Here is a 22,915-nt window from a genome sequence, read left to right as displayed (position 1 = left end):
GAACCACTCGACCAGTCATGGGGCGTCATGCAGATCAGCGATCTTCCGTATCCGGATCCCGGCGTACCCGACGCTCGTTCCGGCCCCCGGTTCCTGGTCTGGCTGGGCCGGGGTCAGCTCGGCGGACAGTTCAAGAGCCTGGGCTGGGGGCTGCTGCACTTCTCCGGCATCGCCGGACTCCCGTACACGGTCGGGCTGGGCGTCGACGCGGTCGTCGACCACGACGCCGGCCGGCTGCTGCTCGTCGGCGGGCTGCTCGCCCTGCTCGGCGTCGCCATCTCCCTCGGTGACGCCATGCTGCACCGGACCGCCGTCACCAACTGGATCACCGCCGCGGCGCGCGTGCAGCAGCTGCTGGCGCGCAAGACCGCCGAACTGGGCTCCGCCCTGACCCGGCGGGTCGCCGCGGGCGAGGTGGTCGCCGTGTCCACGGGGGACGTCGAGAAGATCGGCTGGTTCGTCGAGGCGGTCTCCCGTTTCCTCGCGGCCGCCTTCGCCGTCGTCCTCGTCTGCGTCGGCCTGCTGTTCTACGCTCCCGCGCTGGGCGTGGTCGTGGCGATCGGCGTGCCGCTGGTCGCCCTGGCCGCACTGCCGCTGCTGCCCCGCGCCACCCAACGGGCCGACTTCCAGCGGGAGAAGGCGGGCAAGGCCACCGAGCTGGCCTCCGACACCGTCGCGGGCCTGCGGGTGCTGCGCGGCATCGGCGGCGAGGAACTCTTCCTCGGCCGCTACCGCGAGGCCTCGCAGGAGGTCCGCAAGGCGGCCGTGCGCAGCGCCCGGATGTGGGCGCTGATCTCCGCGATCCAGGTGCTGCTGCCGGGAGCGCTGCTGATCACGGTGGTCTGGTACGGCGCCGCGCTCGTCGTGGACGACCGGATCGCGGTGGGTGAACTCGTCGCCGCGTTCAGCGCGGTGGCCACGCTGCTCTACCCGCTGCGGCACTTCGAGGAGATCGCGATGGCGTACTCCTTCTCCCGTCCCTCCGCCCAGCGGGCGGCCCGGGTGCTGTCGCTGACCCGTACGGAGGCGGGCGGACGCCCCGCCTCCGAGGCCCCGCGGGCTCCGGCGCCGGGCGGGGACCTGTACGACCCGCAGACCGGACTGCTGGCCCCCGCGGGCCGGTTCACGGCCGTCGTGTGTGGGGACCCGGACCTGGCGGGCCGCCTCGCGGAACGCCTCGGCGGGCACCCCATGGACGGGGAGGAGGGCACGGCCACCGGGCCCTCGGTGCTCCTCGGCGGGGTCGCGCTGGACGAGCTGGCACTGGACACCGCGCGCACGCTGGTCCTCGTACAGGACAAGGACCCGGTGCTGCTGTCCGGGACCCTGCGCGAGCTGTTCGACGTACCGGCCTCCGGGGCGGTGGAATCGGGCGCGGCCCTGGAGGCGGCCCAGTGCGCGGACGTACTGGACGCGCTGCTCCAGTCGGCCCCGGAGGGGGTCGAGGATCCGATGGACGCCCGGATCACCGAGCGCGGCCGGTCGCTGTCGGGCGGGCAGCGCCAGCGGCTGGCGCTGGCGCGGTCCCTGGTCACCGACCCGGAGGTGCTGGTGCTGGACGAGCCGACCTCGGCGGTCGACTCGCACACCGAGGCGCGGATCGCGGACGGGGTCGCGGCGCTGCGCGCCGGGCGCACGACGGTGGTCCTGGCCTCCTCGCCGCTGCTGCTGGACCGCGCGGACCGGGTCGTGCTGATCGACGGCGGGAAGGTGGCGGCGATCGGTACGCACCGGGAGCTGCTGCACGGCGAGCCGCTCTACCGGGCGGTCGTCACCCGCGAGACGGAGGAGGAGCAGCGCCTCGCCGTGGCCGAAATGGGCCGGTTGGAAGAAGCACTCACAGAGATCGAGGAATCCGCATGATCGGCGTGGCGCCGCCGGAATACGATCCGGCGGCCCCCGAGTCGGCCGCGACCCTGCCCGTGGGCACGTCGGCGACCGTACGGGGCTATGTGCGCGGCCTGTTCCGGCGCCACCGGCGGGCCTTCGTGGTGCTGGTGACGGTCAACGCGGTCGCGGTGATCGCCTCCATGGTCGGCCCCTACCTGCTGGGCCGGGTCGTGGACGAGCTCACGGCGGGGGCGCGCGAGCTCCACCTGGGACGTGTGGCGCTGCTGTTCGCGCTGGCGCTCGCGGTCCAGACGTTCTTCGTCCGGCTGGTCCGGCTGCGCGGGGCGATGCTCGGCGAGCAGATGCTGGCTGACCTGCGCGAGGACTTCCTCGTACGGTCGGTCGGGCTGCCGCCGGGCGTGCTGGAGCGGGCCGGCACCGGCGACCTGCTGTCGCGGATCACCACCGACATCGACCGGCTGGCCAACGCGATGCGCGAGGCCGTGCCGCAGCTGGCCATCGGTGTGGTGTGGGCGGGCCTGCTCTTCGGGGCGCTCGCGGTGACGGCCCCGCCGCTGGCGCTGGCCGCGCTGGTGGCGCTGCCGGTGCTGGTCATCGGCTGCCGCTGGTACTTCCGGCGGGCTCCGTCGGCGTACCGCTCGGAGGCGGCCGGATACGCGGCGGTCGCGGCGGCACTCACCGAGACGGTGGACGCGGGCCGCACGATCGAGGCGCACCGGCTCGGCCGGGACCGGATCGCGCTGTCGGAGCGGCGGATCAAGCAGTGGACGGCGTGGGAGCGGTACACCCTCTTCCTGCGGACGGTCCTCTTCCCCGTCGTCAACGTCACGTACGTGACCATCCTCGGTTCCGTGCTGATGATCGGCGGCTTCTGCGTGATGCAGGGCTGGATGTCGGTGGGGCAGCTGACCACGGGCGCGCTGCTGGCCCAGATGATGGTCGATCCGATCGGCCTGATCCTGCGCTGGTACGACGAACTGCAGATCGCCCAGGTCTCCCTCGCCCGCCTGGTGGGCGTGCGGGAGATCGAGCCGGACGCGGGGGACGCGAAGGTCGGGCCCGAGGGCCGGGACGTCCGCGCGGAGCAGGTCCACTTCGGCTACCGGGAGGGCGTGGACGTCCTGCACGAGGTGTCGATGTCCGTGCCGCCGGGCACCCGGATGGCGCTCGTCGGCCCCTCGGGTGCGGGCAAGTCCACGCTGGGGCGGCTGCTCGCGGGCATCTACGCGCCGCGGACCGGCGAGATCACCCTCGGCGGGGCACGGCTGTCGCGGATGCCGGCCGAGCGGGTGCGCGAGCACGTGGCGCTGGTCAACCAGGAGCACCACGTGTTCGTGGGCTCGCTGCGGGACAACCTGCGCCTGGCCAGGACGGACGCAGGGGACGCGGAGCTGTGGTCGGCGCTGGGCGCGGTGGACGCGGACGGCTGGGCGCGGGCTCTGGCGGCCGGCCTGGACACGGAGGTCGGCTCCGGCGGTACGGCGCTGACCCCGGCGCAGGCCCAGCAGATCGCGCTGGCCCGGCTGGTGCTGGCCGACCCGCACACGCTGGTGCTGGACGAGGCGACCTCGCTGCTGGACCCGCGCGCGGCCCGGCAACTGGAGCGCTCCCTGGCGCGGGTGCTGGACGGCCGTACGGTCATCGCCATCGCCCACCGGCTGCACACCGCGCACGACGCGGACGTGATCGCGGTGGTGGAGGGCGGCCGGATCAGCGAACTCGGCTCGCACGACGAGCTGGTCGCGGCCGACGGCGCGTACGCGGCCCTGTGGCGGTCCTGGCACGGGTGACCCGGTGGCGGGTCCGCCGCCCGGGCGGCGGGGCTCCTCCGGTCTAGATGAAGCCGAGGGCCGAAGCCCCGCCGAAGCCGCCCAGCAGGAGGAACACCGGCATGAGCACCTTGAGCTCCACCCAGCTGCCGGCCCGGAAGCGCATCATCTTCGGCGGCCCGACCGGGTACCAGCGCTTGCCCGCGATCGGGATGGGCCACAGGACGGGGCAGCCGGAGACGGTCAGCGCGTCGCCGATGTCGTGGACGAGCGCGCCGAGCAGGATCGGCAACCCCAGCCAGAGGTACTCCTGACCGGGCCCGGTGAACAGCCAGCCCGCGCCGTTGCCCGGCTGGTCCAGTACACCGGCCAGGATCCACGCGCTGGTCGCACCGAGCAGCCAGACCAGGACGTCGCTGGACATCCGGGCGGCCCGCCACAGCAGGCCTTCGACGGCGAGCACCATGTGGACGAACAGCAGCGCGAGCACGCCCCAGCGGTCGGCGGTCGCGGCGAGCGCGGAGGCGCCACCGCCGATCAGGACCGCCCACAGCCAGGTGTGCGTCAGGGTGCGGTGGCCCCCGGTGCGCCGGGCGTCCCTCGGCGAACGGGTCGCCTTGTAGACGGCGTAGGAGATCTTGTCGACCACCTCGCACAGGCCGCGGGAGAGCGGGCCGAAGGCGCGCGAGATCGTCGCCGACTTGTGGTCGAGGTCGGGGGCCAGGGCGGCTCCCGCGCAGATCAGCGCGCCGACGACGAGGACCGGCCACGGCATGGCGTGTCCGGCGGCCGCGGTCGCCGCTCCCACCCCCAGCCAGGCCGCTGCCCCTGACAGTGAGTGCGCCGGACCCATCATGCTCGTTTCCCGCCCCGGTTCTGTGGTGGTCGGGCCCGGTTGACCGTTTCGTTCGGGCCTCGTCGACGGCACAGCGTACCGTTGATGATCTTCCTTCCGGCCGCCGGTTCCCTGATCCGGGGGGAAGCCAGGCAAGATGGGGGGCGTGACCCTCATTGATCAGCTCCCGCCGACCGCCGACCCCGACGCCCTCTTCGAGGCTTTCTCCTCGTGGGCGGAGGACCAGGGCATCACCCTGTACCCGGCTCAGGAGGAGGCGCTGATCGAGGTCGTCTCGGGGGCGAACGTGATCCTTTCCACCCCGACCGGCTCCGGCAAGAGCCTGGTCGCGGCGGGCGCGCACTTCACGGCGCTGGCCCAGGACAAGGTCACCTTCTACACCGCCCCGATCAAGGCGCTGGTGTCGGAGAAGTTCTTCGACCTGTGCAAGCTCTTCGGCACCGAGAACGTCGGCATGCTGACCGGCGACGCCTCCGTGAACGCGGACGCGCCGGTGATCTGCTGCACCGCCGAGGTCCTGGCCTCCATCGCCCTGCGCGACGGCAAGCACGCCGACATCGGCCAGGTCGTGATGGACGAGTTCCACTTCTATGCCGAGCCGGACCGCGGCTGGGCCTGGCAGATCCCGCTGCTGGAGCTGCCGCAGGCGCAGTTCATCCTGATGTCGGCGACCCTCGGCGACGTGAAGCGGTTCGAGGAGGACCTGACCCGGCGCACGGGCCGCCCCACCTCGGTGGTCCGCTCCGCGACGCGGCCCGTCCCGCTGTCCTACGAGTACGTGACCACGCCGATCACCGACACGATCACCGAGCTGCTGGAGACCCGGCAGGCTCCCGTCTACATCGTGCACTTCACGCAGGCGCAGGCGGTCGAGCGGGCCCAGTCGCTCATGAGCATCAACATGTGCACCCGCGAGGAGAAGGACAAGATCCAGGAGCTGATCGGCAACTTCCGCTTCACCACGAAGTTCGGTCAGAACCTCTCCCGCTACGTCCGGCACGGCATCGGCGTGCACCACGCCGGCATGCTGCCCAAGTACCGCCGCCTCGTCGAGAAGCTCGCCCAGGCCGGCCTCCTGAAGGTCATCTGCGGAACGGACACCCTCGGCGTCGGGGTCAACGTCCCGATCCGCACCGTGCTGTTCACCGCGCTGACCAAGTACGACGGCAACCGGGTCCGCACCCTGCGCGCCCGCGAGTTCCACCAGATCGCCGGCCGCGCCGGCCGGGCCGGATTCGACACCGCGGGCTATGTCGTCGCCCAGGCGCCCGAGCACGTCATCGAGAACGAGAAGGCGCTCGCCAAGGCGGGCGACGATCCGAAGAAGCGCCGCAAGGTGGTCCGCAAGAAGGCTCCCGAGGGCTTCGTCGCCTGGTCGGACACCACCTTCGAGAAGCTCATCGCCGCCGACCCGGAGCCGCTGACCTCGCGCTTCAAGGTCACCAACATCATGCTGCTGTCGGTCATCGCCCGGCCGGGCGACGCCTTCCAGGCCATGCGCCACCTCCTGGAGGACAACCACGAGCCGCGCAAGGCCCAGCTGCGGCACATCCGCCGGGCCATCGCGATCTACCGCTCGCTGCTGGACGGCGGCGTGGTCGAGAAGCTCGACACCCCGGACGCGGAGGGCCGCACGATCCGGCTCACCGTCGACCTCCAGCAGGACTTCGCGCTCAACCAGCCGCTGTCCACCTTCGCGCTGGCCTCCTTCGACCTGCTGGACCCGGAGTCCCCCTCCTACGCGCTGGACATGGTGTCCGTCGTGGAGTCCACGCTGGACGACCCGCGCCAGATCCTGGCCGCCCAGCAGAACAAGGAGCGCGGCATCGCGGTCGGCCAGATGAAGGCCGACGGGATGGAGTACGAGGAGCGGATGGAGCGGCTCCAGGAGGTCACCTATCCCAAGCCGCTCGAAGAGCTGCTCACCCACGCCTACGACGTCTACGCCAAGAGCCACCCGTGGGTGCGCGACCACCCCGTCTCCCCGAAGTCGATCATCCGCGACATGTACGAGCGCGCGATGACCTTCACCGAGTTCACCTCCTTCTACGAACTGGCGCGCACCGAGGGCATCGTGCTGCGCTACCTGGCGAGCGCGTTCAAGGCGCTGGACCACACCATCCCCGACGACCTCAAGTCCGAGGACCTCCAGGACCTGATCGAGTGGCTCGGCGAGCTCGTCCGCCAGGTCGACTCCAGCCTGCTGGACGAGTGGGAGCAGCTGGCGAACCCGGAGGTGGAGACGGCGGAGCAGGCCCAGGAGAAGGCCGACCAGGTCAAGCCGGTCACCGCGAACGCGCGCGCCTTCCGCGTCCTGGTCCGCAACGCCATGTTCCGCCGGGTGGAGCTGGCCGCCCTCGACCACGTGAACGTGCTGGGCGAGCTGGACGCCGAGTCCGGCTGGGACGCCGACGCCTGGGGCGAGGCGATGGACGGGTACTGGGACGAGTACGACGACCTGGGCACCGGCCCCGACGCGCGCGGCCCGAAGCTGCTCCAGATCGAGGAGGACCCGGCGCACGGCCTGTGGCGCGTCCGGCAGACCTTCGCCGACCCCAACGGGGACCATGGCTGGGGCATCAGCGCCGAGGTCGACCTCGCGGCTTCCGACGAGGAGGGCCGGGCGGTCATCCGGGTCACCTCCGTCGGCGAACTGGGCTCGCTCTGACCGAACCCCGCATCCCACCGGACCCGCCGGCGCCCGCACCCCGCCGGCTCCGCCCGGACCTGGCACCGGACCTGACAGTGGAGATCCTCTGATGACGAACCCCGCCGAGAGACTGGTCGATCTGCTCGATCTGGAGCAGATCGAGGTCAACATCTTCCGCGGCGCCAGCCCCCAGGAGTCCCTCCAGCGCGTCTTCGGCGGCCAGGTCGCCGGCCAGGCGCTGGTGGCCGCGGGCCGCACCACGGAGAGCGACCGCCCGGTCCACTCGCTGCACGCGTACTTCCTGCGCCCCGGCATCCCCGGGGTGCCGATCGTGTACCAGGTGGAGCGGGTGCGCGACGGGCGGTCCTTCACCACGCGCCGGGTCACCGCGGTCCAGCAGGGCAAGACGATCTTCAATCTCACCGCCTCCTTCCATCATCCGGAGGAGGGCGGCATCGAGCACCAGCTCCCTCCTCACCACGTTCCCCATCCGGACACGCTCCCGAAGGTCGCGGACGAGATCCGCGAGCACCTGGGCGCGCTGCCCGAGGCGCTGGAGCGGATGGCCCGCCGCCAGGCCTTCGACATCCGGTACGTGAACCGGCTCCGCTGGACCCCGGAGGAGCTCAAGGGCGCCGATCCGCGCAGCGCGGTGTGGATGCGGGCGGTCGGCCCGCTGGGCGACGACCCGCTCGTGCACACCTGCGCCCTCACCTACGCCAGTGACATGACCCTCCTCGATGCCGTGCGCATCCCGGTGGAACCCCTGTGGGGGATGCGCGGGTTCGACATGGCGAGCCTGGACCACGCCATGTGGTTCCACCGGCCGTTCCGCGCGGACGAGTGGTTCCTCTACGACCAGGAGTCCCCCATCGCGCACGGCGGCCGGGGCCTGGCCCGCGGCCGCATCTACGACCTGGAGGGCAGGCTGCTGGTCTCCGTGGTCCAGGAAGGCCTCTTCCGCCCGTACCCCGCCAAGCCGTCCCGGCCGGCCCGACCGGTCACGCCCTCCCCCGAGAACTGAGCACGCCCATGCCCACCCCGGCCCTCCCCTGTCCCTGCGGGCTGCCCGCCGCCTACGCCGAGTGCTGCGGCCGCTTCCACTCCGGCGCCCAGCAGGCGCCCACCGCCGAACGGCTGATGCGGTCGCGCTTCAGCGCCTTCGCCGTCGGCGACACGGCCTACCTGCTGCGCTCCTGGCACCCCTCCACCCGCCCGGCCCGGCTCGACCTGGACCCCGGCCAGCGCTGGGAGCGGCTGGAGATCCTGGCCACCGAGCGCGGCGGAATGTTCGAGACGGAGGGCGCGGTGGAGTTCCGGGCGCACTACCGCGAGGGTCGGCACACCGGCTCACTGCACGAGCACAGCAGCTTCTCCCGCGAGGACGGGGCCTGGGTCTACGTCGGCCCCCTCTCCCCCGTCGACTTCGACTGACCGCGCGCCCCGGTCAGCGCGAAGTCCAGGCTGGTGCGGTACCAGTGGACCTCCTCGGGCGGTTCGGCCTTCAGCAGCCGAAGCGCCACGGCCGCGGCGGCGGGAGCCTGCGGGTGCCCGTAGGGCGGGGGCGGAGCGAGCGCGGCCAGGACGACGCGCTCCGCCGGGTCGGGCACGGCCTCGCACAGCTCTTCCTCCGGCAGTACGGAGGCCAGTACCGCCGCGCGCTCCCAGGGGTCGGCGGTCCGTCTCAGCAACAGCCCGACGTGCCGCCCGCGCCACTTCGGCGGGCGCAGATCCGCCCCGGCCGCCATCAGCTCCCGGTCCGCAGGCGGCGCCGTACCGCGCAGCACAGCCGGCTCCCGGGCCGCGAACTCCCGTAGCTCCGCTGCCAGATAGAGCCACACCACGGCCCGGTACCGGTTGATCCGATAGGCCACCGGGGCGAGGTGCCCGCACCGGGCGAGCCGGGTGAAGCGGCTGGGGCCGACCCCCATCACCTCGGCCGCGGCCTGAGCGCCGGCCACGGTCTCGACCCGTTCGCGCAGGGCGCCCGGCGCCCCCTCCTCGGACCTGACCCGCTCCAGCTCGGCCCGCGCGTAGCGCGCGGCCCCGCCGGACGCCGACGGCCCGGCGCGCACGATCCCCAGCTGGACGGCCCGGGCGAACTCGCCCCGGTTCAACCCCAGTTCCCCGGCGGCCAGCACACCGCCCACCAGCGCATCCCCGCGGCCCTCGAAATCGGCATCGGCCGGCACACGCGTCGTCAGTTGTGTCGTCATGACGGTCCTCCCCCACGAGCAGTGATTACTCTGTGTGAAGACCGTAACTCAGCGCGACGACACTCTGCGAGGCCTGTGGAAAACTCCGCGGCGTCAGCGGCGTCAGCCGCCGGTGACGCGCCGCTCCGCAACCCCCAGGTGCTCACCCACCCGATTGACCAGCAGCGTCATCTCGTACGCGACCTGGCCTATGTCCGCCTCGGAGGCGCTCAGCACGCACAGGCAGCTCCCCGCGCCCGCCGCCATGACGAAGAGGACCCCTTCGTCGTACTCGACCATCGTCTGCCGGACCTCTCCGGCCCTGAAGTGCCGCCCCGACCCCTTGGCCAGGCTCTGCAGTCCGGCGGCGACCGCCGCCAGGTGCTCCGAGTCCTCCCGCGCAAGCCCGGCACTCGCGCCCGTCACCAGGCCGTCGTTGGACAGCACCACCGCATGCCGCACCTGCTGGACCCTGCGCGTCAGGTCGTCCAGCAGCCAGTCGAGCTGCTTGTCCAGTGCCATTCCCAGCCCCTCCCCGTTGACCCGGCCGACATGGCCGCGCCTCACCCCGCGTGTTGTGGCGCAAGCCTTCCCCACCAGCGCCTTTCCGGCAAGGAGGATGTCCCCATGGCGAAGAAGATGACTCAAGAGGAATGGCGGGCGTCGACACCACCGCCCCTCCCCGCCCCGGACCGGTTCACACCGAGTCGGCCTGCGGTTCCACCGAGTCCAGCAGCCGGGCGGTGTGCACCCGCCCGGCGTGCTCGACGAGCCTGATCAGGACTTCCTTCCCCGAGTCCTTATCCCGCGCGTCACACAGCACCACCGGTGTCCCCTGGTCCAGGTCCAACGCCCGCGACACCTCGTGCGCCCCGTACCGCCGCGCGTCCGTGAAACAGTTGACGGCCACCACGAACGGGATCCGCCGGTGCTCGAAGTAGTCCACGGCGGGGAAGCAGTCCTCCAGCCGCCGCGTGTCGGCGAGGACGACCGCACCCAGCGCCCCCTGTGACAGCTCGTCCCACAGGAACCAGAACCGGTCCTGTCCCGGCGTGCCGAAGAGGTACAGCGACAGCCCCGAGCGGATGGTGATCCGCCCGAAGTCCATGGCCACCGTCGTGGTCGTCTTCTGGTCCACCCCGCCGGTGTCGTCGACCAGTTCGCCCGCCTCGCTCAGCAGTTCCTCCGTCCGCAGCGGCCGGATCTCGCTCACCGCGCCCACCAGCGTGGTCTTGCCGACCCCGAAGCCGCCCGCCACCAGGATCTTCAGGGCTAGCGCGGCCAGTTCGCCGTCGTCCCCGGGATCGCCGCCCGCCGCTGCGGGGGCCGGCCCGAGGGGCCCGTTGTCGTGTTGTCCCATCACAGCGCTCGCAATCCCTCGATGACTTCCCGCAGAATCCGCTCGTCCGGCAGCTGCGCGGGCGGTACCGGCCGGCTGACCTTGACGTGTCCGCCCTCCAGCAGGTCGCCGAGGAGCACCCGCACCACCCCCACGGGCAGGTCCGCGTCGGCCGCGAGTTCCGCCACCGACTGGGTCTCGGAGCGGCAGAGCCCGAGCAGCGCCCGGTGTTCGGGGCCGAGCAGGGACTCGGCCGCCTCGTCGGTCCCCTCCGGATCCACCACGACCAGCGCGATCAGGTCGAAGCGCACCCCGTGGGGGCCCGGCTTCGTACGCCCGCCGGTCATCGCGTACGGACGGACGAGCGGGCCCGCGTCGGCGTCGTACCACTGGCCGTTCATGTGCCGGACCGCCGCCCCTCAGCCGGCGGCCGGCGGGCGCGCCGCGAACCGTGGCGGGGTGTACAGGTGCTCGCCCACCCGCTTCACCAGCCGGGCCATCTCGTACGCGATCAGCCCGATGTCCGCGCTGGCGGCGCTGAGCACGGCCAGGCAGGAGCCGTCCCCGGCGGCCGCGACGAAGAGGAAGCCCTCGTCCATCTCGACCATCGTCTGGCGCACGCCCCCGGCGTGGAAGTGCCGGCCCGCGCCCTTGGCCAGGCTGTGGAAGCCGGAGGCCACGGCCGCCAGGTGTTCGGCGTCCTCCCGGCTCAGCGCGCTGGAGGCGCCGACCGCCAGCCCGTCGTTGGACAGGACCACGGCGTGCCGGACCTCGCGGACCCGCACGACGAGGTCGTCGAGCAGCCAGTCCAGTTCGCCGGACCTGCGGGCCCCGTTGAGGTCGATCCTCTGGTGTTCGATCATCACACTTCTCCTTCGCTGCCTGCGTGAGGGGAGTTCTCCTGGGCGCCCCGGACCCAGCCGGCCCGGTAGGCCGCCATCCGGTCCCGCGCCTGCTCCGGGCTGCATCCCGGCGGCTCCTCGGGGAGGCGTGCGCCGGCCGGGGCCTTGGGGGCGGGAGCCTCCCGCAGCTGGGGGACGAGGCTGGCCTGGCGCACCCGGCGCGGCAGTTCCGTCACCGACGCGGGGGCGGGAACGGGGGCCGCCGCGAACGGCGTACGGGGGACCGCGCCGCCGGGGGCACGCGGCCGCAGCGAGGCCACCGGGGCGGGGCGGGGATCCTGCGGTGCGGGAGCCGGCTCCGGGAGCGGCAGGCCGCGCGGTTCCTGGTAGGCGGGCTCCGAGCCGCGCGGGTCCTCCCGTACGACCGTCATGGCGGGCGCCGGCTCCTCCGCCGCCACCACCGGACCCGCGGCCGCTTCCGCCACCGGTTCCGCGGCGGGGCCGGAGGCCGTGATCGCGCCCTGGAGCATGGAGTTCGGCATCAGCACCACGGCGGTGGTGCCCCCGTACGGTGACGTGCGCAGGTGCACCTTCACACCGTGCCGGGCGGACAGCCGGCTGACGACGAAGAGGCCGAGCCGGTCGCTGTCGAAGAGGTCGAGGGCCTCGGACTGCTCGATGCGCCGGTTGGCGTCGCCCAGGGATTCGCGGCCCATCCCGAGCCCGCGGTCCTCGATCTCCAGGACGTACCCGGCGCCCACCGGCTCACCGCTGACGCGCACCTTGGTGTGCGGCGGGGAGAACTGGGTGGCGTTCTCGATGAGTTCGGCGAGCAGATGGGTGAGGTCGGCGACGGCACCGCCGACGACGGCGGCCTCGGCGAGCTGACGGACCTCCACGCGCGGGTAGTCCTCGATCTCCGAGACGGCGGCCCGGACGACGTTCGTGAGCGGCACCGGCATCCGCCAGGCCCGGCCGGGGGCGGCGCCGGAGAGGATGATCAGGCTCTCCGCGTGCCGACGCATCCGGGTGGTCAGGTGGTCGAGGCGGAAGAGGTCGCCGAGCTCGTTCGGGTCGTCGGCCCGCCGCTCCATCGAGTCGAGCAGGGTGAGCTGCTTGTGGACCAGGACCTGGCTGCGACGGGCGAGGTTGACGAAGACCCCCGAGACCCCGCTGGCCAGCTCGGCGCGCTCGACGGCCGCGCTGAGCGCCGCCCGGTGGACGGTGGCGAGAGCCTCGCCGACCTGGGTGATCTCGTCGTCGGCCGGCGGCCCGGGCGGGGCCTCGGCGGCGACGTCGATCTCGTCGGCCCGGCCGGCCCGGAGCCGCTCCATGGCGTACGGGAGCTTGCGGTGGGCGATCTCCAGGGCGGTGTTGCGCAGCGAGACGAGTTCCACGACGAGGCCGCGGCCGATGCGGACGGAGATGACGAGCGAGGCGGCGACGGCGGCCAGGCCCAGCAGCACGGCGGCTCCGGCGGGCCCGAGCGCCCCCTCGGCGAAGGGGTCGGCCCGGTCGGCGGCCGCGGCGTGGGCGGCGTCCTCGATCTCCCGCATCGAGGCGCCGACGGCGGCGTGGGCGCCCTCCCAGCCGGTGGGCGCCCCGCGGGCCTCCTTGGCGGTGCCGAGGGCCAGCGCCCGGTCCTCGGCGCCGGTGAGTTCGGCGTAGGCGGCGCTCTTGGTGACGGACTCCCACGCGGCCTGCTGGGCGGTGGGGAGGTCCCGGGCCGCGGTGGCGGTGAGGGCGCGGCGGGACTCGACGGTGCCGGTCAGCTGCCGGAGCGTTTCGGCGGTGCGCTGGCCCGGTGCGGCGAGCAGCGCGTCCTCCCGGGAGAGGAGTTCCGCGGCGCGGGCGAACTCCTGCAGGACCCGGGAGCCGGGGCCGAGTTCGGCGTCGTCGCCGCCGGTCAGGGCGCCCCCGACGGCGAGGGCCGAGTCGACGACGCGGGTGTAGATCTCGTAGGCCGCCTCCGGGGTGGCGCGGCGCCCGGCGATGTCCTTGCGGGCGGCGCCGAGCGCCTCGGCGCCGGCGACGAACGCGCCCAGGCGGACCGCGATGTCGGAGCGGTAGTCCCCCGAGTCTGCGACGGTGTTGCGGTCTCCGAGGCGGAGCCGCCGGACGGCGGCGTCGGTGCGGCGGGCCTGCTGGTCCAGGGTGGAGGCCGGGTCGGCGGCGGGGTCGGCGAGGAGGCGGACGGCGGCGCGCCGTTCGGCCTGGAGCTCGCTGATCGCGGCGGCGACGGGGGTGCGTATCTCGGTGTCGACGCGCTGGGCGCGGCTGAGCCGGGCGATGTCCTGGGCGGTGCTCACGGTGGCGAAGGCCCAGAGGGCGAGGAGCGAGACGACCGGGACCATCAGCAGCGAGACGATCTTCGCGCGGACGGTCGCGGGGCGCAGCCTCAGCCCCAGGCGGGGGACCTCCGCGGCGGGCCGGGGGCGCTGGAGGGCCTCGTGCTCCGCCGGTTCCTCGGCCGGGGGCCCGGCGTGGGCACGACGGCCGGCTCCCCTGCCGCGGCCGTCCGCCGGCGCGGGCGGCCGCGGCGCCGCTGCGTCCGGTGTTCTGCGGGGTGTGCGCATGGGCTCCTCGTTCCGGGGCGGGGCGGGCCGGTCGGGTCGGGTCGGGGCGGGTCGGGGGTTCGGCTTCGCGGGGCGGGCAGCGGGCGGGCCTTGCGGACGGGCCGCCGGCTCCGCGATCCCGCGGGGTCAGCCGGTCACCGCGGCGTGGTCTCCCCGGTACTGGGCGGAGGCCGAGGCGGCGCGCTCGTCCGCGGTCGGGGAGAGGGCCACGAAGGCGGCGGTGATGAACAGGTAGGAGCCGAGCCCGACGGCGAGCGGGAAGATGAACTGCATGGCGGTGGCACCGGGCAGGGCCGCGTCCGAGGGGGCGACGCCGACGGCGACGGCCATCATCCCGGTGTAGTGCATGCTGCTGACCGCGGCGCCCATGACCAGCGAGGCGACGGCCACGGCCACCGGCGACTTGATGTTGAGCGCGGCCCACAGGGCGGCCGTGGCCGCGACCACGGCGATGGCGACGGAGAGCCCGACGGTGAGCGGGTCGTAGGAGATGTCGCCGTGCAGGCGCAGGGCCGCCATGCCCAGGTAGTGCATGCTCGCGACGCCGAGGCCGGTGGTGAGGCCGCCGAGGACGAGCGCCCGCCCCCGGTTCCTGCCGTAGCCGACGGCGAAGACCCCGGCGCCGACGACCAGCATGGCGACGAGCAGGCTGAGGATGGTGAGCGGCACGTTGTAGTGGATCTCGGTGCCGGTGACGTCGAAGCCGAGCATCGCGACGAAGTGCATCGTCCAGATGCCGGTGCCGATGGCGGAAGCCGCGGTGAGGAGCCAGTTGCGGCGGGAGGATCCGGTCGCGGCGAGCGCGCGGACGGTGCAGCGCAGCCCGAGGGCGGCGCCGATCGAGGCCATCACGTATGACAGCGCGGGTGTCAGCCAGCCATAGGCGGCGTGGTCCAGGTGTCCCATGGCCACGGGACGCTAGTCCGGGTGAGGGGGCGAACAAGGGGCGCATTTCGAAAGCCGCTGCAACTGCTGGAATATGACAGAGATACGTTCATCTTCGATCACACCACGTACCACCTTGCACACGGTACGCAGGCATGCACAGCCCGCCCGGCGGTGGGGGATCATGGGCGTATGAGCGAAGACCACACGCACGTGCAGGAGTTCTTCGGGGTGCGCGCCGCCGGCTGGGACCGCAAGTTCCCGGAGGACGGGCCCGCCTTCGCGACCGCCGTGGCCGAGTTCGGGCTGCGGCCCGGGGACCGCGTGCTCGACGCGGGCTGTGGTACCGGACGCGCCCTGGCCCCGCTGCGGGCGGCGGTCGGACCCACCGGAACCGTGCTCGGCGCCGACCTCACCCCTCGGATGCTGACCGCCGCGCAGGAGGCGGGGCGGGACGCGCAGGGCACGCTGCTGCTCGCGGACGTGGCCCGACTGCCGCTGCGCGACGGCGCGCTGGACGCGGTGTTCGCCGCCGGGCTCATCGCCCACCTGCCGGACCCGGAAGCGAACCTGCGTGAGCTGGCCCGGGTGGTGCGGCCCGACGGCCGGCTCGCGCTGTTTCACCCGATCGGGCGAGCCGCCCTCGCCGCGCGCCACGGTCGCGAGCTCACCGCGGACGACATGCGGGCCGAGCACAACCTCGGCCCGCTGCTGGCCGGTTCGGGCTGGGAGATGACCTCGTACGCCGATGAGGACGCCCGCTTCCTGGTGCTCGCGGTCCGCCGTCCATGACGTTTTTTCCGTACGTCGGCCCCTTGCCCGGGATCCGCGGACGGGCCCGGGATCACGCCGGAGGCTGAGCCTCGGCTCCGGCGGGCCGGCGGGGATGGGGCACGGGGCAGCCACCCGAGCCGGGCACGGGGAACGTGCCGAGCTCGCCCACGTCGTAGCCGCCGGGGTAGCTCTTGATCTCCGGGTTCTGGCGGGCGTAGTGCGGCGCCCTGCGCGGTGGCAGCAGCCGTACCGCGCGGCCGCGCAGCCGCAGGGCGCCCCGGACCAGCCGCCGCACGCCGGGGCGCGGGTGCTCGTACCCGAAGGCGCTCAGCAGCGGCTCGTCGAGGAGGGCGAGGCTCGCCCCGCGCACGGCGGGGGCCAGCGGCGCCGGGTACCAGGAGGCCATCAGGTCGAGGGTGGAGTCGGCGACCTTCCGGGCCCCCTCGTCCCAGCCGAAGTGGGCCTCCTCGTAGGCGTCCAGGGTGGCTTCGAACTCCTCGAAGGAGCCGGGAATGTCCGTGATGCCCAGATGGCGGCCGAGGGTGGCGTAGTAGTTCGCGGACGCCCTGCGCTCGTGGTGGGTCAGCGGACGCCAGCCGTACGCGTCCAGCCAGCGCGCCGGAATCACCACGAAAGTGCACAGGACGTAGCGCATGTCGTCGTCGGAGATGTCGTAGCTGCGGTGCATCTGGTTGACGCGGCGGATCGCGGTGCGCGCAGTGTCGCTGTCGAAGCCGTGCTCCACGACCGCGTCGAGGAGCAGGGCGGTGTCGTCGTAGCGCTTCTGGGTGCGGTCGGTGAACTCGGCCGTTTCGGCCAGCAGGCCGCCGATGGCGGGGACCGCGTACGTGCGGAAGAGGGCGAGCTCCAGGGCGCGGGTGAAGTCCCAGGGGAACTCGTAGGTGGCGGTGAGCCGGTAGATGGCGAGGAAGTCCTTGTCGGGGTCGAGACGGAGGATCTCCCTCAGCCGGTCGTAACGCTGCACCGGGTGTCCCTTTCTGTGGCGGGGTCCCAACTCTACGTGCAGGTAGCGGCCTTGGAAATCGTCGGCCGCAGGCTCTCGACGGGCGGGTTACCCGCTGGTTAAGGTGCGCCGACGAGAGAGCAACCCGGGAGGCACAGGTGTCCGACGACGAGGGCGGCGGCTCGCTGTACGTGCTGACCGCCGTGCTGCTGACCCCCGCGCAGTTCCCGGGCGTCCTGGGCGACGACTTCCCCGAGGCCTGCTCCCTGCTGGGCGTGGAGCCGGGCGGGGAGGGGTACGGGCTGGTGTTGGGCCAGGACGAGGAGGGCGCGCGCTGGACGGTCGTCGTGGACGACGTCTCGCTCGTCGCCACGGCCATCGCCTCCTGGGACTGCGGTATGGAGTACGACCTGTCCCCCGACGAACGCTCGATCGTGGTGTCGCTGGCCGGCTGGCCCCTGGAGCTGTCGGTGGCCGCTTCCGGGATCCCCGAACCGCACGATCCGGAGCAGGGCGCGGACGGCACGGGGCGGGTACCGCTGGCGCCGCCGTCGGCGGAGGCGTGGGGGCCGGTGCAGCGGCGGATGGGTGCGGACCAGATCGCCCGGGAGTGGGCCGACTGGCGCGAACGCGAGGCGACGGACGGCGGGGCCGCGGCCGCCGCGCATCCGGGGCTCGCGCGGGCGCTCGAGGAGGCCCGGGGGTACACGCGGACCCCGCCGCCGCCCGGGCGGGTGCGCTCCTCCTTCGCGGGCGAGGGGGCCCGGACCCTGCGGGCGGACGGTCCCGGCTGGTCGTTGGTGGCCCGTACCGGGGAGGCGGCCTTCGTCCTGCTGGACGAGGAACCGTCCGAGGTGCTCGCGGTCCCCCGGGAGGGGGATCCGGATCTGCCGGGTCTGCTGGAGGCGCTCGACCGCGTCGCGGTGCGCCCGGCCTGAAACAGGGACGGACGGTCATGGGGGACGTGATGGTGGAATCGGAGCCGGTGGGTGTGGTCGTGGGCGGCCGGACGGAAGTGGTCGACGACGACTGGGGGCGCGAGACGGCGGTGATCCGCCTGGACGGCCGGCGGTTCGGTCCCGAGGCGCTGTACGGCCTGGAGGACTTCTCGCACGTCGAGGTGGTCTACCACTTCGACCGGGTGCCGGTGGAGAAGATCGAGACGGGCGCACGGCACCCGCGCGGCAACCAGGACTGGCCGCTGGTCGGCATCTTCGCCCAGCGGGGCAAGAACCGGCCGAACCGGCTCGGCCTGTCGCGGTGCCGGGTGGTGAAGGTGGACGGCCTGGACGTCCACGTCGAGGGCCTCGACGCGGTGGACGGTACGCCGGTGCTCGACCTCAAGCCGTACATGGCCGAGTTCGGACCGCGCGGCGACCAGCGGCAGCCCGAGTGGGCGACCGCCTTGATGCGCGACTACTACTGAGCCCGGCCGGGCGGCGCCCTCAGCGGCCGATCTGCTTCCTGGATATACCCCGCAGGCGACGGCGCTGGGAGGAGTCCAGCAGGAGATAGGCGGCCGTCGGCACGCCGATCAGGACCAGCAGCCCCGCCCAGAAGCCGACCGTCCAGAACAACACGATGGCTGCCACGACCCCGGCAACCGCGACCTTTCCGCTGGTGGACATCCGCGGACACCTCCTCCTGTCGTCGAGCACTCACTCCCTCAACGCCCCGCCGCGGCCGTACGTTCCCGGTCACGCGGCTCGCTGCGGATCGAGCTGGACCGGCCTTCGCGGCGCTGGAGGACGACCGGACGCCGGACCGCAGCGCGCCGGCCCGGGCCCGGTCGGCCCTGGCGGCGGCCTGGGCGGACGAGGAGGCGCCGGTGCTGCGCCGGGTCCGCACCCGCTGGACGGAGGCGGGCACCGGCTCCGGCGCCGGCTCCGGCTGGGCCGGGAGGGCCGCTGGTGGCCGTACCGGAGCGAGGCGGGCCGCTGGATCCCGGCGGGCCGGTCGTCCCCGGACCCGGCCTCGGCCCTGTCGGCCTCGAACCCGGAACCTCCGGACCGGGAAACCCCCGAACCCCCGGACCGGCCGCGTTTCGGCCCGCTCCGGGCGACGTAGCGCCGCCGTAGTGGCCGACGTACCGCTTGCCGGGGGCCGGTGGCGGGACGACGATGGGCCCTCCTGGTACCGCGGCACCACGGGAGGGTGACATGGACGATCCTTCGGTGGCGCTGCCCGGCGGGGCCGATCCCGCCGAGCGCACCCGCGAACTGCGGCGCGCCCACGCCGCGTTCACACGGGACGGGCGGGTCGAGGCCCCCGTCCGGGCGGTGATCGCGAAATCGTGGCGGCGGTGTGCCCGGGCCCGCGTCAGCCCGGAGTGCGCGCCCCGGGTGGAGCTGGCGGAGGCGCAGCTCCGGCCGTACCGCGAGGAGCACCCCCTCGCGCGGGTGATGCCGCTGTTCCGGGAGCTCGTGGGGGAGTTCGCCGCGCACGGGGCGCACCTGCTGGCGGTGTGCGACGCGCGCGGCAGCCTGCTCTGGGTGGAGGGCGAACCGGACACGCTGCGCCGCGCGGAGCGGCTCGGCTTCGTCCCGGGCGCCCGCTGGGCGGAGACGGCGATGGGAACCAACGCCCCCGGTACGGCGGTCGCGGTCGGCGAGCCCGTTCAGGTCTTCGGGGCCGAGCACTTCAGCCGCCGCGTGCATCCGTGGACCTGCGCGGCGGCCCCCGTGCGGGATCCCCGGACCGGCCGGCTGCTGGGCGCGGTGGACATCACCGGCGGCGACGGCCTCGCGCACCCCCACTCGCTCGCCTTCGTCCGGGCGGTGGCCCGCGCCGCGGAGGCCCAACTGGCCCTGCTCGACCCCGCACCGCCGGCCGCCGGGGACACCCTGACCGCCCTCGGCCGGGACGAGGCGCTGCTGGTCACCGGCGGGCGCACGGTACGGCTGGGCCGCCGGCACAGCGAGATCATGGTGCTTCTGGCGCACCATCAGGAGGGCCTGTCGGGCGAGGAACTGGCGATCGCCCTGTACGAGGACGAGTCGCGCGCACCGGTGACGTTACGCGCCGAGATCTCCCGCCTGCGCGCCCTGCTGGGCCCGGCCGCCCCGCTCTCCCGCCCCTACCGCACCGCCGGCCCGCTGGACGCGGACTTCACCACGCTGACCCGGCACCTGGCCGCCGGCGCGGTCTCCGCCGCCCTCCACCACTACCCGGGCCCCCTCCTCCCCTCCTCGACCGCGCCCGGCATCGTGCGGCTGCGCCGCCGCATCGAGGACCAGGCGCGGGCCGCCGTCATCGCCCGTGCGGACGCCGGGCTGTTGACCGACTGGGTGTGCAGTCCGTGGGGCGCGGACGATCCGGAGGCGTGGCGGGCCCTGGCCGCGGCGCTCCCGCCCGAGGGCCGGCCGCCCGCGCTGGCCCGCGTACACGCCCTGGACCGCGAACTCGGCGCGCGCGGGGACGGCGTACGCAACCCGCCGCGGCCCGGCCGCAGCACGCGTGCAACGTATCCGCAACCTGTCCGCTCCTAGCCTCCCCCCGAGCGCTGTCCGACGGCGGCCGGCGCCCGGCAAGTGGGAGGACACCATGGCCCGTTACGCTGCGCCCGGTACCGAGGGGGCGCTGATGTCGTACGCGTCCCGCTACGACCACTTCATCGGCGGCGAGTACGTCGGCCCCGCCCGCGGCGCGTACTTCGCGAACCCCTCCCCCGTCACCGGCCAGACCTTCACGGAGGTGGCGCGCGGTACGGCGGAGGACGTGGAGCGCGCGCTGGACGCGGCCCACGCGGCCGCGCCCGCCTGGGGGCGGACCTCCGTGGCGGAGCGTTCGGCCGTCCTGCTGCGCATCGCCGACCGGATGGAGCAGAACCTGGAGGCCCTCGCGGTCGCGGAGACCTGGGAGATCGGCAAACCGGTCCGCGAGACCCTCGCGGCGGATCTCCCGCTGGCCATAGACCAGTTCCGCTATTTCGCGGGGGCGCTGCGCGCCCAGGAGGGGGCCCTCAGCCAGCTCGACGACGACACGGTGGCCTACCACTTCCACGAGCCGCTCGGCGTGGTCGGGCAGATCATCCCGTGGAACTTCCCGATCCTGATGGCGGTGTGGAAGCTCGCTCCCGCTCTGGCGGCGGGCAACACGGTGGTCCTCAAGCCTGCCGAGCAGACCCCGGCTTCCGTCCACTACTGGCTGAGCCTGGTGGCGGACCTGCTGCCGCCGGGGGTGGTGAACATCGTCAACGGCTTCGGGGAGGAGGCGGGCAAGCCGCTCGCCTCCAGCCCGCGCGTGGCGAAGATCGCCTTCACCGGGGAGACCTCGACCGGGCGGCTGATCATGCAGTACGCGGCCGAGCACCTGAAGCCGGTGACCCTCGAACTCGGCGGCAAGAGTCCCAACCTCTTCTTTGACGACATCTGGTCGACGGACGACGACCTGCGCGACAAGGCCCTGGAGGGCTTCACCATGTTCGCCCTCAACCAGGGCGAGGTGTGTACGAGCCCGTCGCGCGCCCTGATCGAGCGCGGCCGGTACGGGGACTTCCTCGACGCGGCGGTGGCCCGCACGGAACTGATCGTGCCGGGCCACCCGTTGGACACGGAGACGATGATCGGCGCACAGGCCTCCGAGGAGCAGCTCAAGAAGGTCCTCTCCTACGTGGAGATCGGCCAGCGGGAGGGCGCGAAGGTCCTCACCGGCGGCGTGCGCCGGGAACTGGAGGGGGACCTGGCGGGCGGCTTCTACGTCGAGCCGACCATCTTCGAGGGCGACAACCGCATGCGGATCTTCCAGGAGGAGATCTTCGGCCCGGTGGTGTCGGTGACGTCCTTCCAGGACTTCGAGGACGCCGTCCGCATCGCCAACGACACCGCCTACGGCCTGGGTGCGGGCGTCTGGACCCGCGACATCAACACCGCCTACCGCGCGGGCCGCGCGATCCAGGCGGGCCGCGTCTGGACGAACTGCTACCACGCCTACCCGGCGCACGCCGCCTTCGGCGGCTACAAGCAGTCCGGCATCGGACGCGAGACCCACAAGATGATGCTGGAGCACTACCAGCAGACCAAGAACCTCCTGGTCAGCTACTCCCCGAAGAAGCTCGGCTTCTTCTAGGGGCACGATATGAGGCGCCTGACCTGGGCTTTTGCCCGCGCGTACGTCAGATCGCAGGAGGGGGCACCCGGTCAGGACGTGTCGCGCCGGAACGACGGCCACCGGCCGCCCGCTCCAGCTCACTGCATCGCGGGCGCTGCGCCTGGCCGCGGTCGGCGCCGGGTCACCACTGGGCGATCAGTGGTGTGTCCGGTCCGTGCTGTCGCCAGGCTTCGGTGAGGCGGGCGAGGCGGGTGGGGGCGGCAATGCCGCGCACGGTCGCGATCTTGCCGTCTGCGATGTCGAAGGTCACCGCTCCGATGATCTGGTCGCCCAGCGCGAAGAGGATGGCGGGGGCGCCGTTGACGAGCGCGTAGTGGACGGCGGGCGTGCCGCCGGCCAGTCGCCGCTTCGCGGGTGTGGGTTTGAAGCCGGCCCGTACGACGGCGGCGATGCGCTGCGGAGTGTCGTACCGCAGCAGCTTCTCGGCCAGGCCGCCGGCGCCGTCGGAGATCGCGGTCGCGTCGTCGGTGAGCAGCGCCACCAGCCGTTCGGTGCGGCCCGAGGAGGCGGCGGCGAGGAACTCCTCGATGATCCTGCGGGCCGCTGCCGGGTCGACTTCGCCGCCACCGCGGCGGGCGGCGGTGATGTGGCGCCGGGCCCGGTGGAGGTGCTGCTGGCTCGCGGACTCGGTGATGTCGAGGATCTCGGCGATCTCGGCGTGGGTGTAGGAGAACGCTTCGCGCAGGACGTACACGGCCCGCTCGAGGGGGGACAGGCGCTCCATGAGCGTCAGCACGGCCAGGGAGACCGATTCGCGCTGCTCGAAGGTGTCGGCCGGGCCGAGCATCGGGTCGCTGTCGAGGAGCGGCTCGGGCAGCCAGGCGCCGGCGGTGCGTTCGCGGCGGGCCTGTGCCGAGCGGAGCCGGTCCAGGCACAGGTTGGTGACGACCTTGGTCAGCCATGCCTCCGGCACCTCGATCCGCTGCCGGTCCGCGGCCTGCCAGTGCAGGAACGCATCCTGTACGGCATCTTCGGCGTCGGTGGCGGAGCCCAGCAGCCGGTACGCCAGCGAGGCCAGCCGGCTCCGGCCGGCCTCGAACCGGCTGGTGTCGAATCGATCAGTGGCGGTGCTCTCCATGCGGACCACCCTAAACGGTGCTGTAGA

21 protein-coding genes are annotated in these 22,915 nt (G+C 73.3%); 10 read left to right on the top strand and 11 right to left on the bottom strand.

Annotated elements, in window-relative coordinates; all coding sequences use genetic code 11:
* Positions 1-27 precede the first annotated feature (27 nt).
* Positions 28-1,863, top strand: a complete 1,836-nt coding sequence (locus ACFTXQ_RS10935) for an ABC transporter transmembrane domain-containing protein (RefSeq protein ID WP_382638355.1) — start codon at positions 28-30, stop codon at positions 1,861-1,863.
* Entirely contained in the window at positions 1,860-3,641 is a 1,782-nt protein-coding gene (locus ACFTXQ_RS10930) for an ABC transporter ATP-binding protein (protein WP_382638352.1), read from the top strand. Before ACFTXQ_RS10935 ends, ACFTXQ_RS10930 begins: the two co-directional genes overlap by 4 nt.
* 43 nt (positions 3,642-3,684) lie before the next feature.
* On the opposite strand, the gene ACFTXQ_RS10925 is transcribed toward ACFTXQ_RS10930, so the two are convergent.
* Positions 3,685-4,476, bottom strand: a complete 792-nt coding sequence (locus ACFTXQ_RS10925) for a metal-dependent hydrolase (protein WP_382638350.1) — start codon at positions 4,474-4,476, stop codon at positions 3,685-3,687.
* Between the two features lie 145 nt (positions 4,477-4,621).
* Between ACFTXQ_RS10925 and ACFTXQ_RS10920 the strand changes: the two genes are divergently transcribed.
* The 3 genes from ACFTXQ_RS10920 to ACFTXQ_RS10910 all read left to right on the top strand — a co-directional run bounded on the left by ACFTXQ_RS10920 (position 4,622) and on the right by ACFTXQ_RS10910 (position 8,560).
* Complete coding sequence (locus tag ACFTXQ_RS10920) at positions 4,622-7,144, top strand: DEAD/DEAH box helicase (protein ID WP_382638347.1); 2,523 nt, start codon at positions 4,622-4,624, stop codon at positions 7,142-7,144.
* Positions 7,145-7,235: 91 nt separating this feature from the next.
* Positions 7,236-8,150, top strand: coding sequence for an acyl-CoA thioesterase (locus ACFTXQ_RS10915; protein ID WP_382638344.1), 915 nt, complete (start codon positions 7,236-7,238; stop codon positions 8,148-8,150).
* An 8-nt stretch (positions 8,151-8,158) separates the two neighbouring features.
* The gene (locus ACFTXQ_RS10910; protein ID WP_382638342.1) at positions 8,159-8,560 is read left to right on the top strand and encodes a YchJ family protein; all 402 of its coding nucleotides are present in this window, start codon (positions 8,159-8,161) and stop codon (positions 8,558-8,560) included.
* Here the strand turns inward: ACFTXQ_RS10910 and ACFTXQ_RS10905 are convergent.
* The 7 genes from ACFTXQ_RS10905 to ACFTXQ_RS10875 form a co-directional block, all read right to left on the bottom strand.
* Positions 8,524-9,342: a DUF6397 family protein gene (locus ACFTXQ_RS10905; protein WP_382638339.1), complete on the bottom strand. Its 819-nt coding sequence runs from the start codon at positions 9,340-9,342 to the stop codon at positions 8,524-8,526. The genes ACFTXQ_RS10910 and ACFTXQ_RS10905 overlap by 37 nt on opposite strands.
* A gap of 102 nt (positions 9,343-9,444) precedes the next feature.
* Positions 9,445-9,843, bottom strand: a complete 399-nt coding sequence (locus ACFTXQ_RS10900; RefSeq protein WP_215016362.1) for a roadblock/LC7 domain-containing protein — start codon at positions 9,841-9,843, stop codon at positions 9,445-9,447.
* Between the two features lie 175 nt (positions 9,844-10,018).
* Positions 10,019-10,681 (bottom strand): ATP/GTP-binding protein, encoded by a 663-nt coding sequence (locus ACFTXQ_RS10895; protein WP_382638335.1) that lies wholly within the window; start codon positions 10,679-10,681, stop codon positions 10,019-10,021.
* On the bottom strand, positions 10,681-11,061 hold the full coding sequence (locus ACFTXQ_RS10890; RefSeq protein ID WP_030709100.1) for a DUF742 domain-containing protein: 381 nt from the start codon (positions 11,059-11,061) through the stop codon (positions 10,681-10,683). The genes ACFTXQ_RS10895 and ACFTXQ_RS10890 overlap by 1 nt, the downstream gene beginning before the upstream one ends.
* A gap of 18 nt (positions 11,062-11,079) precedes the next feature.
* Positions 11,080-11,523: a roadblock/LC7 domain-containing protein gene (locus ACFTXQ_RS10885; protein ID WP_382638331.1), complete on the bottom strand. Its 444-nt coding sequence runs from the start codon at positions 11,521-11,523 to the stop codon at positions 11,080-11,082.
* A complete protein-coding gene (locus tag ACFTXQ_RS10880) occupies positions 11,523-14,078 on the bottom strand; it encodes a nitrate- and nitrite sensing domain-containing protein (protein WP_382638328.1) in 2,556 nt (851 codons plus the stop codon). Before ACFTXQ_RS10880 ends, ACFTXQ_RS10885 begins: the two co-directional genes overlap by 1 nt.
* 126 nt (positions 14,079-14,204) lie before the next feature.
* The gene (locus ACFTXQ_RS10875) at positions 14,205-14,984 is read right to left on the bottom strand and encodes an MHYT domain-containing protein (RefSeq protein ID WP_382638325.1); all 780 of its coding nucleotides are present in this window, start codon (positions 14,982-14,984) and stop codon (positions 14,205-14,207) included.
* 171 nt (positions 14,985-15,155) lie between these two features.
* Between ACFTXQ_RS10875 and ACFTXQ_RS10870 the strand changes: the two genes are divergently transcribed.
* Entirely contained in the window at positions 15,156-15,755 is a 600-nt protein-coding gene (locus ACFTXQ_RS10870; protein ID WP_382638322.1) for a class I SAM-dependent methyltransferase, read from the top strand.
* Positions 15,756-15,807: 52 nt separating this feature from the next.
* Here ACFTXQ_RS10870 and ACFTXQ_RS10865 read toward each other — a convergent pair whose 3' ends face one another.
* Positions 15,808-16,722, bottom strand: coding sequence for an oxygenase MpaB family protein (locus ACFTXQ_RS10865; RefSeq protein ID WP_382638319.1), 915 nt, complete (start codon positions 16,720-16,722; stop codon positions 15,808-15,810).
* A gap of 137 nt (positions 16,723-16,859) precedes the next feature.
* Here ACFTXQ_RS10865 and ACFTXQ_RS10860 point away from each other — a divergent pair, with 137 nt between their 5' ends.
* The gene (locus ACFTXQ_RS10860; RefSeq protein ID WP_382638316.1) at positions 16,860-17,639 is read left to right on the top strand and encodes a hypothetical protein; all 780 of its coding nucleotides are present in this window, start codon (positions 16,860-16,862) and stop codon (positions 17,637-17,639) included.
* A gap of 17 nt (positions 17,640-17,656) precedes the next feature.
* Positions 17,657-18,127 carry an SAM-dependent methyltransferase gene (locus tag ACFTXQ_RS10855; protein WP_382638315.1) on the top strand — a complete coding sequence of 157 codons (471 nt, stop codon included), beginning with the start codon at positions 17,657-17,659 and terminating at the stop codon, positions 18,125-18,127.
* 19 nt (positions 18,128-18,146) lie between these two features.
* Here ACFTXQ_RS10855 and ACFTXQ_RS10850 read toward each other — a convergent pair whose 3' ends face one another.
* Positions 18,147-18,329: a hypothetical protein gene (locus ACFTXQ_RS10850; RefSeq protein WP_382638313.1), complete on the bottom strand. Its 183-nt coding sequence runs from the start codon at positions 18,327-18,329 to the stop codon at positions 18,147-18,149.
* A gap of 531 nt (positions 18,330-18,860) precedes the next feature.
* Here ACFTXQ_RS10850 and ACFTXQ_RS10845 point away from each other — a divergent pair.
* Together ACFTXQ_RS10845 and ACFTXQ_RS10840 are read left to right on the top strand one after the other, a co-directional pair.
* Positions 18,861-20,189: a GAF domain-containing protein gene (locus tag ACFTXQ_RS10845; protein ID WP_382638310.1), complete on the top strand. Its 1,329-nt coding sequence runs from the start codon at positions 18,861-18,863 to the stop codon at positions 20,187-20,189.
* A 55-nt stretch (positions 20,190-20,244) separates the two neighbouring features.
* Entirely contained in the window at positions 20,245-21,768 is a 1,524-nt protein-coding gene (locus tag ACFTXQ_RS10840; RefSeq protein ID WP_382638307.1) for an aldehyde dehydrogenase family protein, read from the top strand.
* Between the two features lie 163 nt (positions 21,769-21,931).
* Here the strand turns inward: ACFTXQ_RS10840 and ACFTXQ_RS10835 are convergent, their stop codons facing one another.
* Positions 21,932-22,888, bottom strand: a complete 957-nt coding sequence (locus ACFTXQ_RS10835; RefSeq protein WP_382638305.1) for a sigma-70 family RNA polymerase sigma factor — start codon at positions 22,886-22,888, stop codon at positions 21,932-21,934.
* Between the last annotated feature and the right edge of the window lie 27 nt (positions 22,889-22,915).

The organism is Streptomyces sp. NPDC057010 (assembly GCF_042673805.1).
Classification (GTDB): domain Bacteria; phylum Actinomycetota; class Actinomycetes; order Streptomycetales; family Streptomycetaceae; genus Streptomyces.
This window is presented reverse-complemented; position numbering and strand designations above follow the sequence as displayed.

Bases quoted from the DNA above. Each gene is read 5' to 3' on its own strand.
- ACFTXQ_RS10905 (WP_382638339.1), bottom strand. From the start codon at position 9,342: ATGACGACACAACTGACGACGCGTGTGCCGGCCGATGCCGATTTCGAG.
- ACFTXQ_RS10855 (WP_382638315.1), top strand. From the start codon at position 17,657: ATGGGGGACGTGATGGTGGAATCGGAGCCGGTGGGTGTGGTCGTGGGC.
- ACFTXQ_RS10915 (WP_382638344.1), top strand. From the start codon at position 7,236: ATGACGAACCCCGCCGAGAGACTGGTCGATCTGCTCGATCTGGAGCAG.
- ACFTXQ_RS10885 (WP_382638331.1), bottom strand. From the start codon at position 11,523: ATGATCGAACACCAGAGGATCGACCTCAACGGGGCCCGCAGGTCCGGC.
- ACFTXQ_RS10925 (WP_382638350.1), bottom strand. From the start codon at position 4,476: ATGATGGGTCCGGCGCACTCACTGTCAGGGGCAGCGGCCTGGCTGGGG.
- ACFTXQ_RS10870 (WP_382638322.1), top strand. From the start codon at position 15,156: ATGAGCGAAGACCACACGCACGTGCAGGAGTTCTTCGGGGTGCGCGCC.
- ACFTXQ_RS10935 (WP_382638355.1), top strand. From the start codon at position 28: ATGCAGATCAGCGATCTTCCGTATCCGGATCCCGGCGTACCCGACGCT.
- ACFTXQ_RS10880 (WP_382638328.1), bottom strand. From the start codon at position 14,078: ATGCGCACACCCCGCAGAACACCGGACGCAGCGGCGCCGCGGCCGCCC.
- ACFTXQ_RS10890 (WP_030709100.1), bottom strand. From the start codon at position 11,061: ATGAACGGCCAGTGGTACGACGCCGACGCGGGCCCGCTCGTCCGTCCG.
- ACFTXQ_RS10835 (WP_382638305.1), bottom strand. From the start codon at position 22,888: ATGGAGAGCACCGCCACTGATCGATTCGACACCAGCCGGTTCGAGGCC.
- ACFTXQ_RS10840 (WP_382638307.1), top strand. From the start codon at position 20,245: ATGGCCCGTTACGCTGCGCCCGGTACCGAGGGGGCGCTGATGTCGTAC.
- ACFTXQ_RS10900 (WP_215016362.1), bottom strand. From the start codon at position 9,843: ATGGCACTGGACAAGCAGCTCGACTGGCTGCTGGACGACCTGACGCGC.
- ACFTXQ_RS10875 (WP_382638325.1), bottom strand. From the start codon at position 14,984: ATGGGACACCTGGACCACGCCGCCTATGGCTGGCTGACACCCGCGCTG.
- ACFTXQ_RS10850 (WP_382638313.1), bottom strand. From the start codon at position 18,329: ATGTCCACCAGCGGAAAGGTCGCGGTTGCCGGGGTCGTGGCAGCCATC.
- ACFTXQ_RS10930 (WP_382638352.1), top strand. From the start codon at position 1,860: ATGATCGGCGTGGCGCCGCCGGAATACGATCCGGCGGCCCCCGAGTCG.
- ACFTXQ_RS10910 (WP_382638342.1), top strand. From the start codon at position 8,159: ATGCCCACCCCGGCCCTCCCCTGTCCCTGCGGGCTGCCCGCCGCCTAC.
- ACFTXQ_RS10845 (WP_382638310.1), top strand. From the start codon at position 18,861: ATGGACGATCCTTCGGTGGCGCTGCCCGGCGGGGCCGATCCCGCCGAG.
- ACFTXQ_RS10895 (WP_382638335.1), bottom strand. From the start codon at position 10,681: ATGGGACAACACGACAACGGGCCCCTCGGGCCGGCCCCCGCAGCGGCG.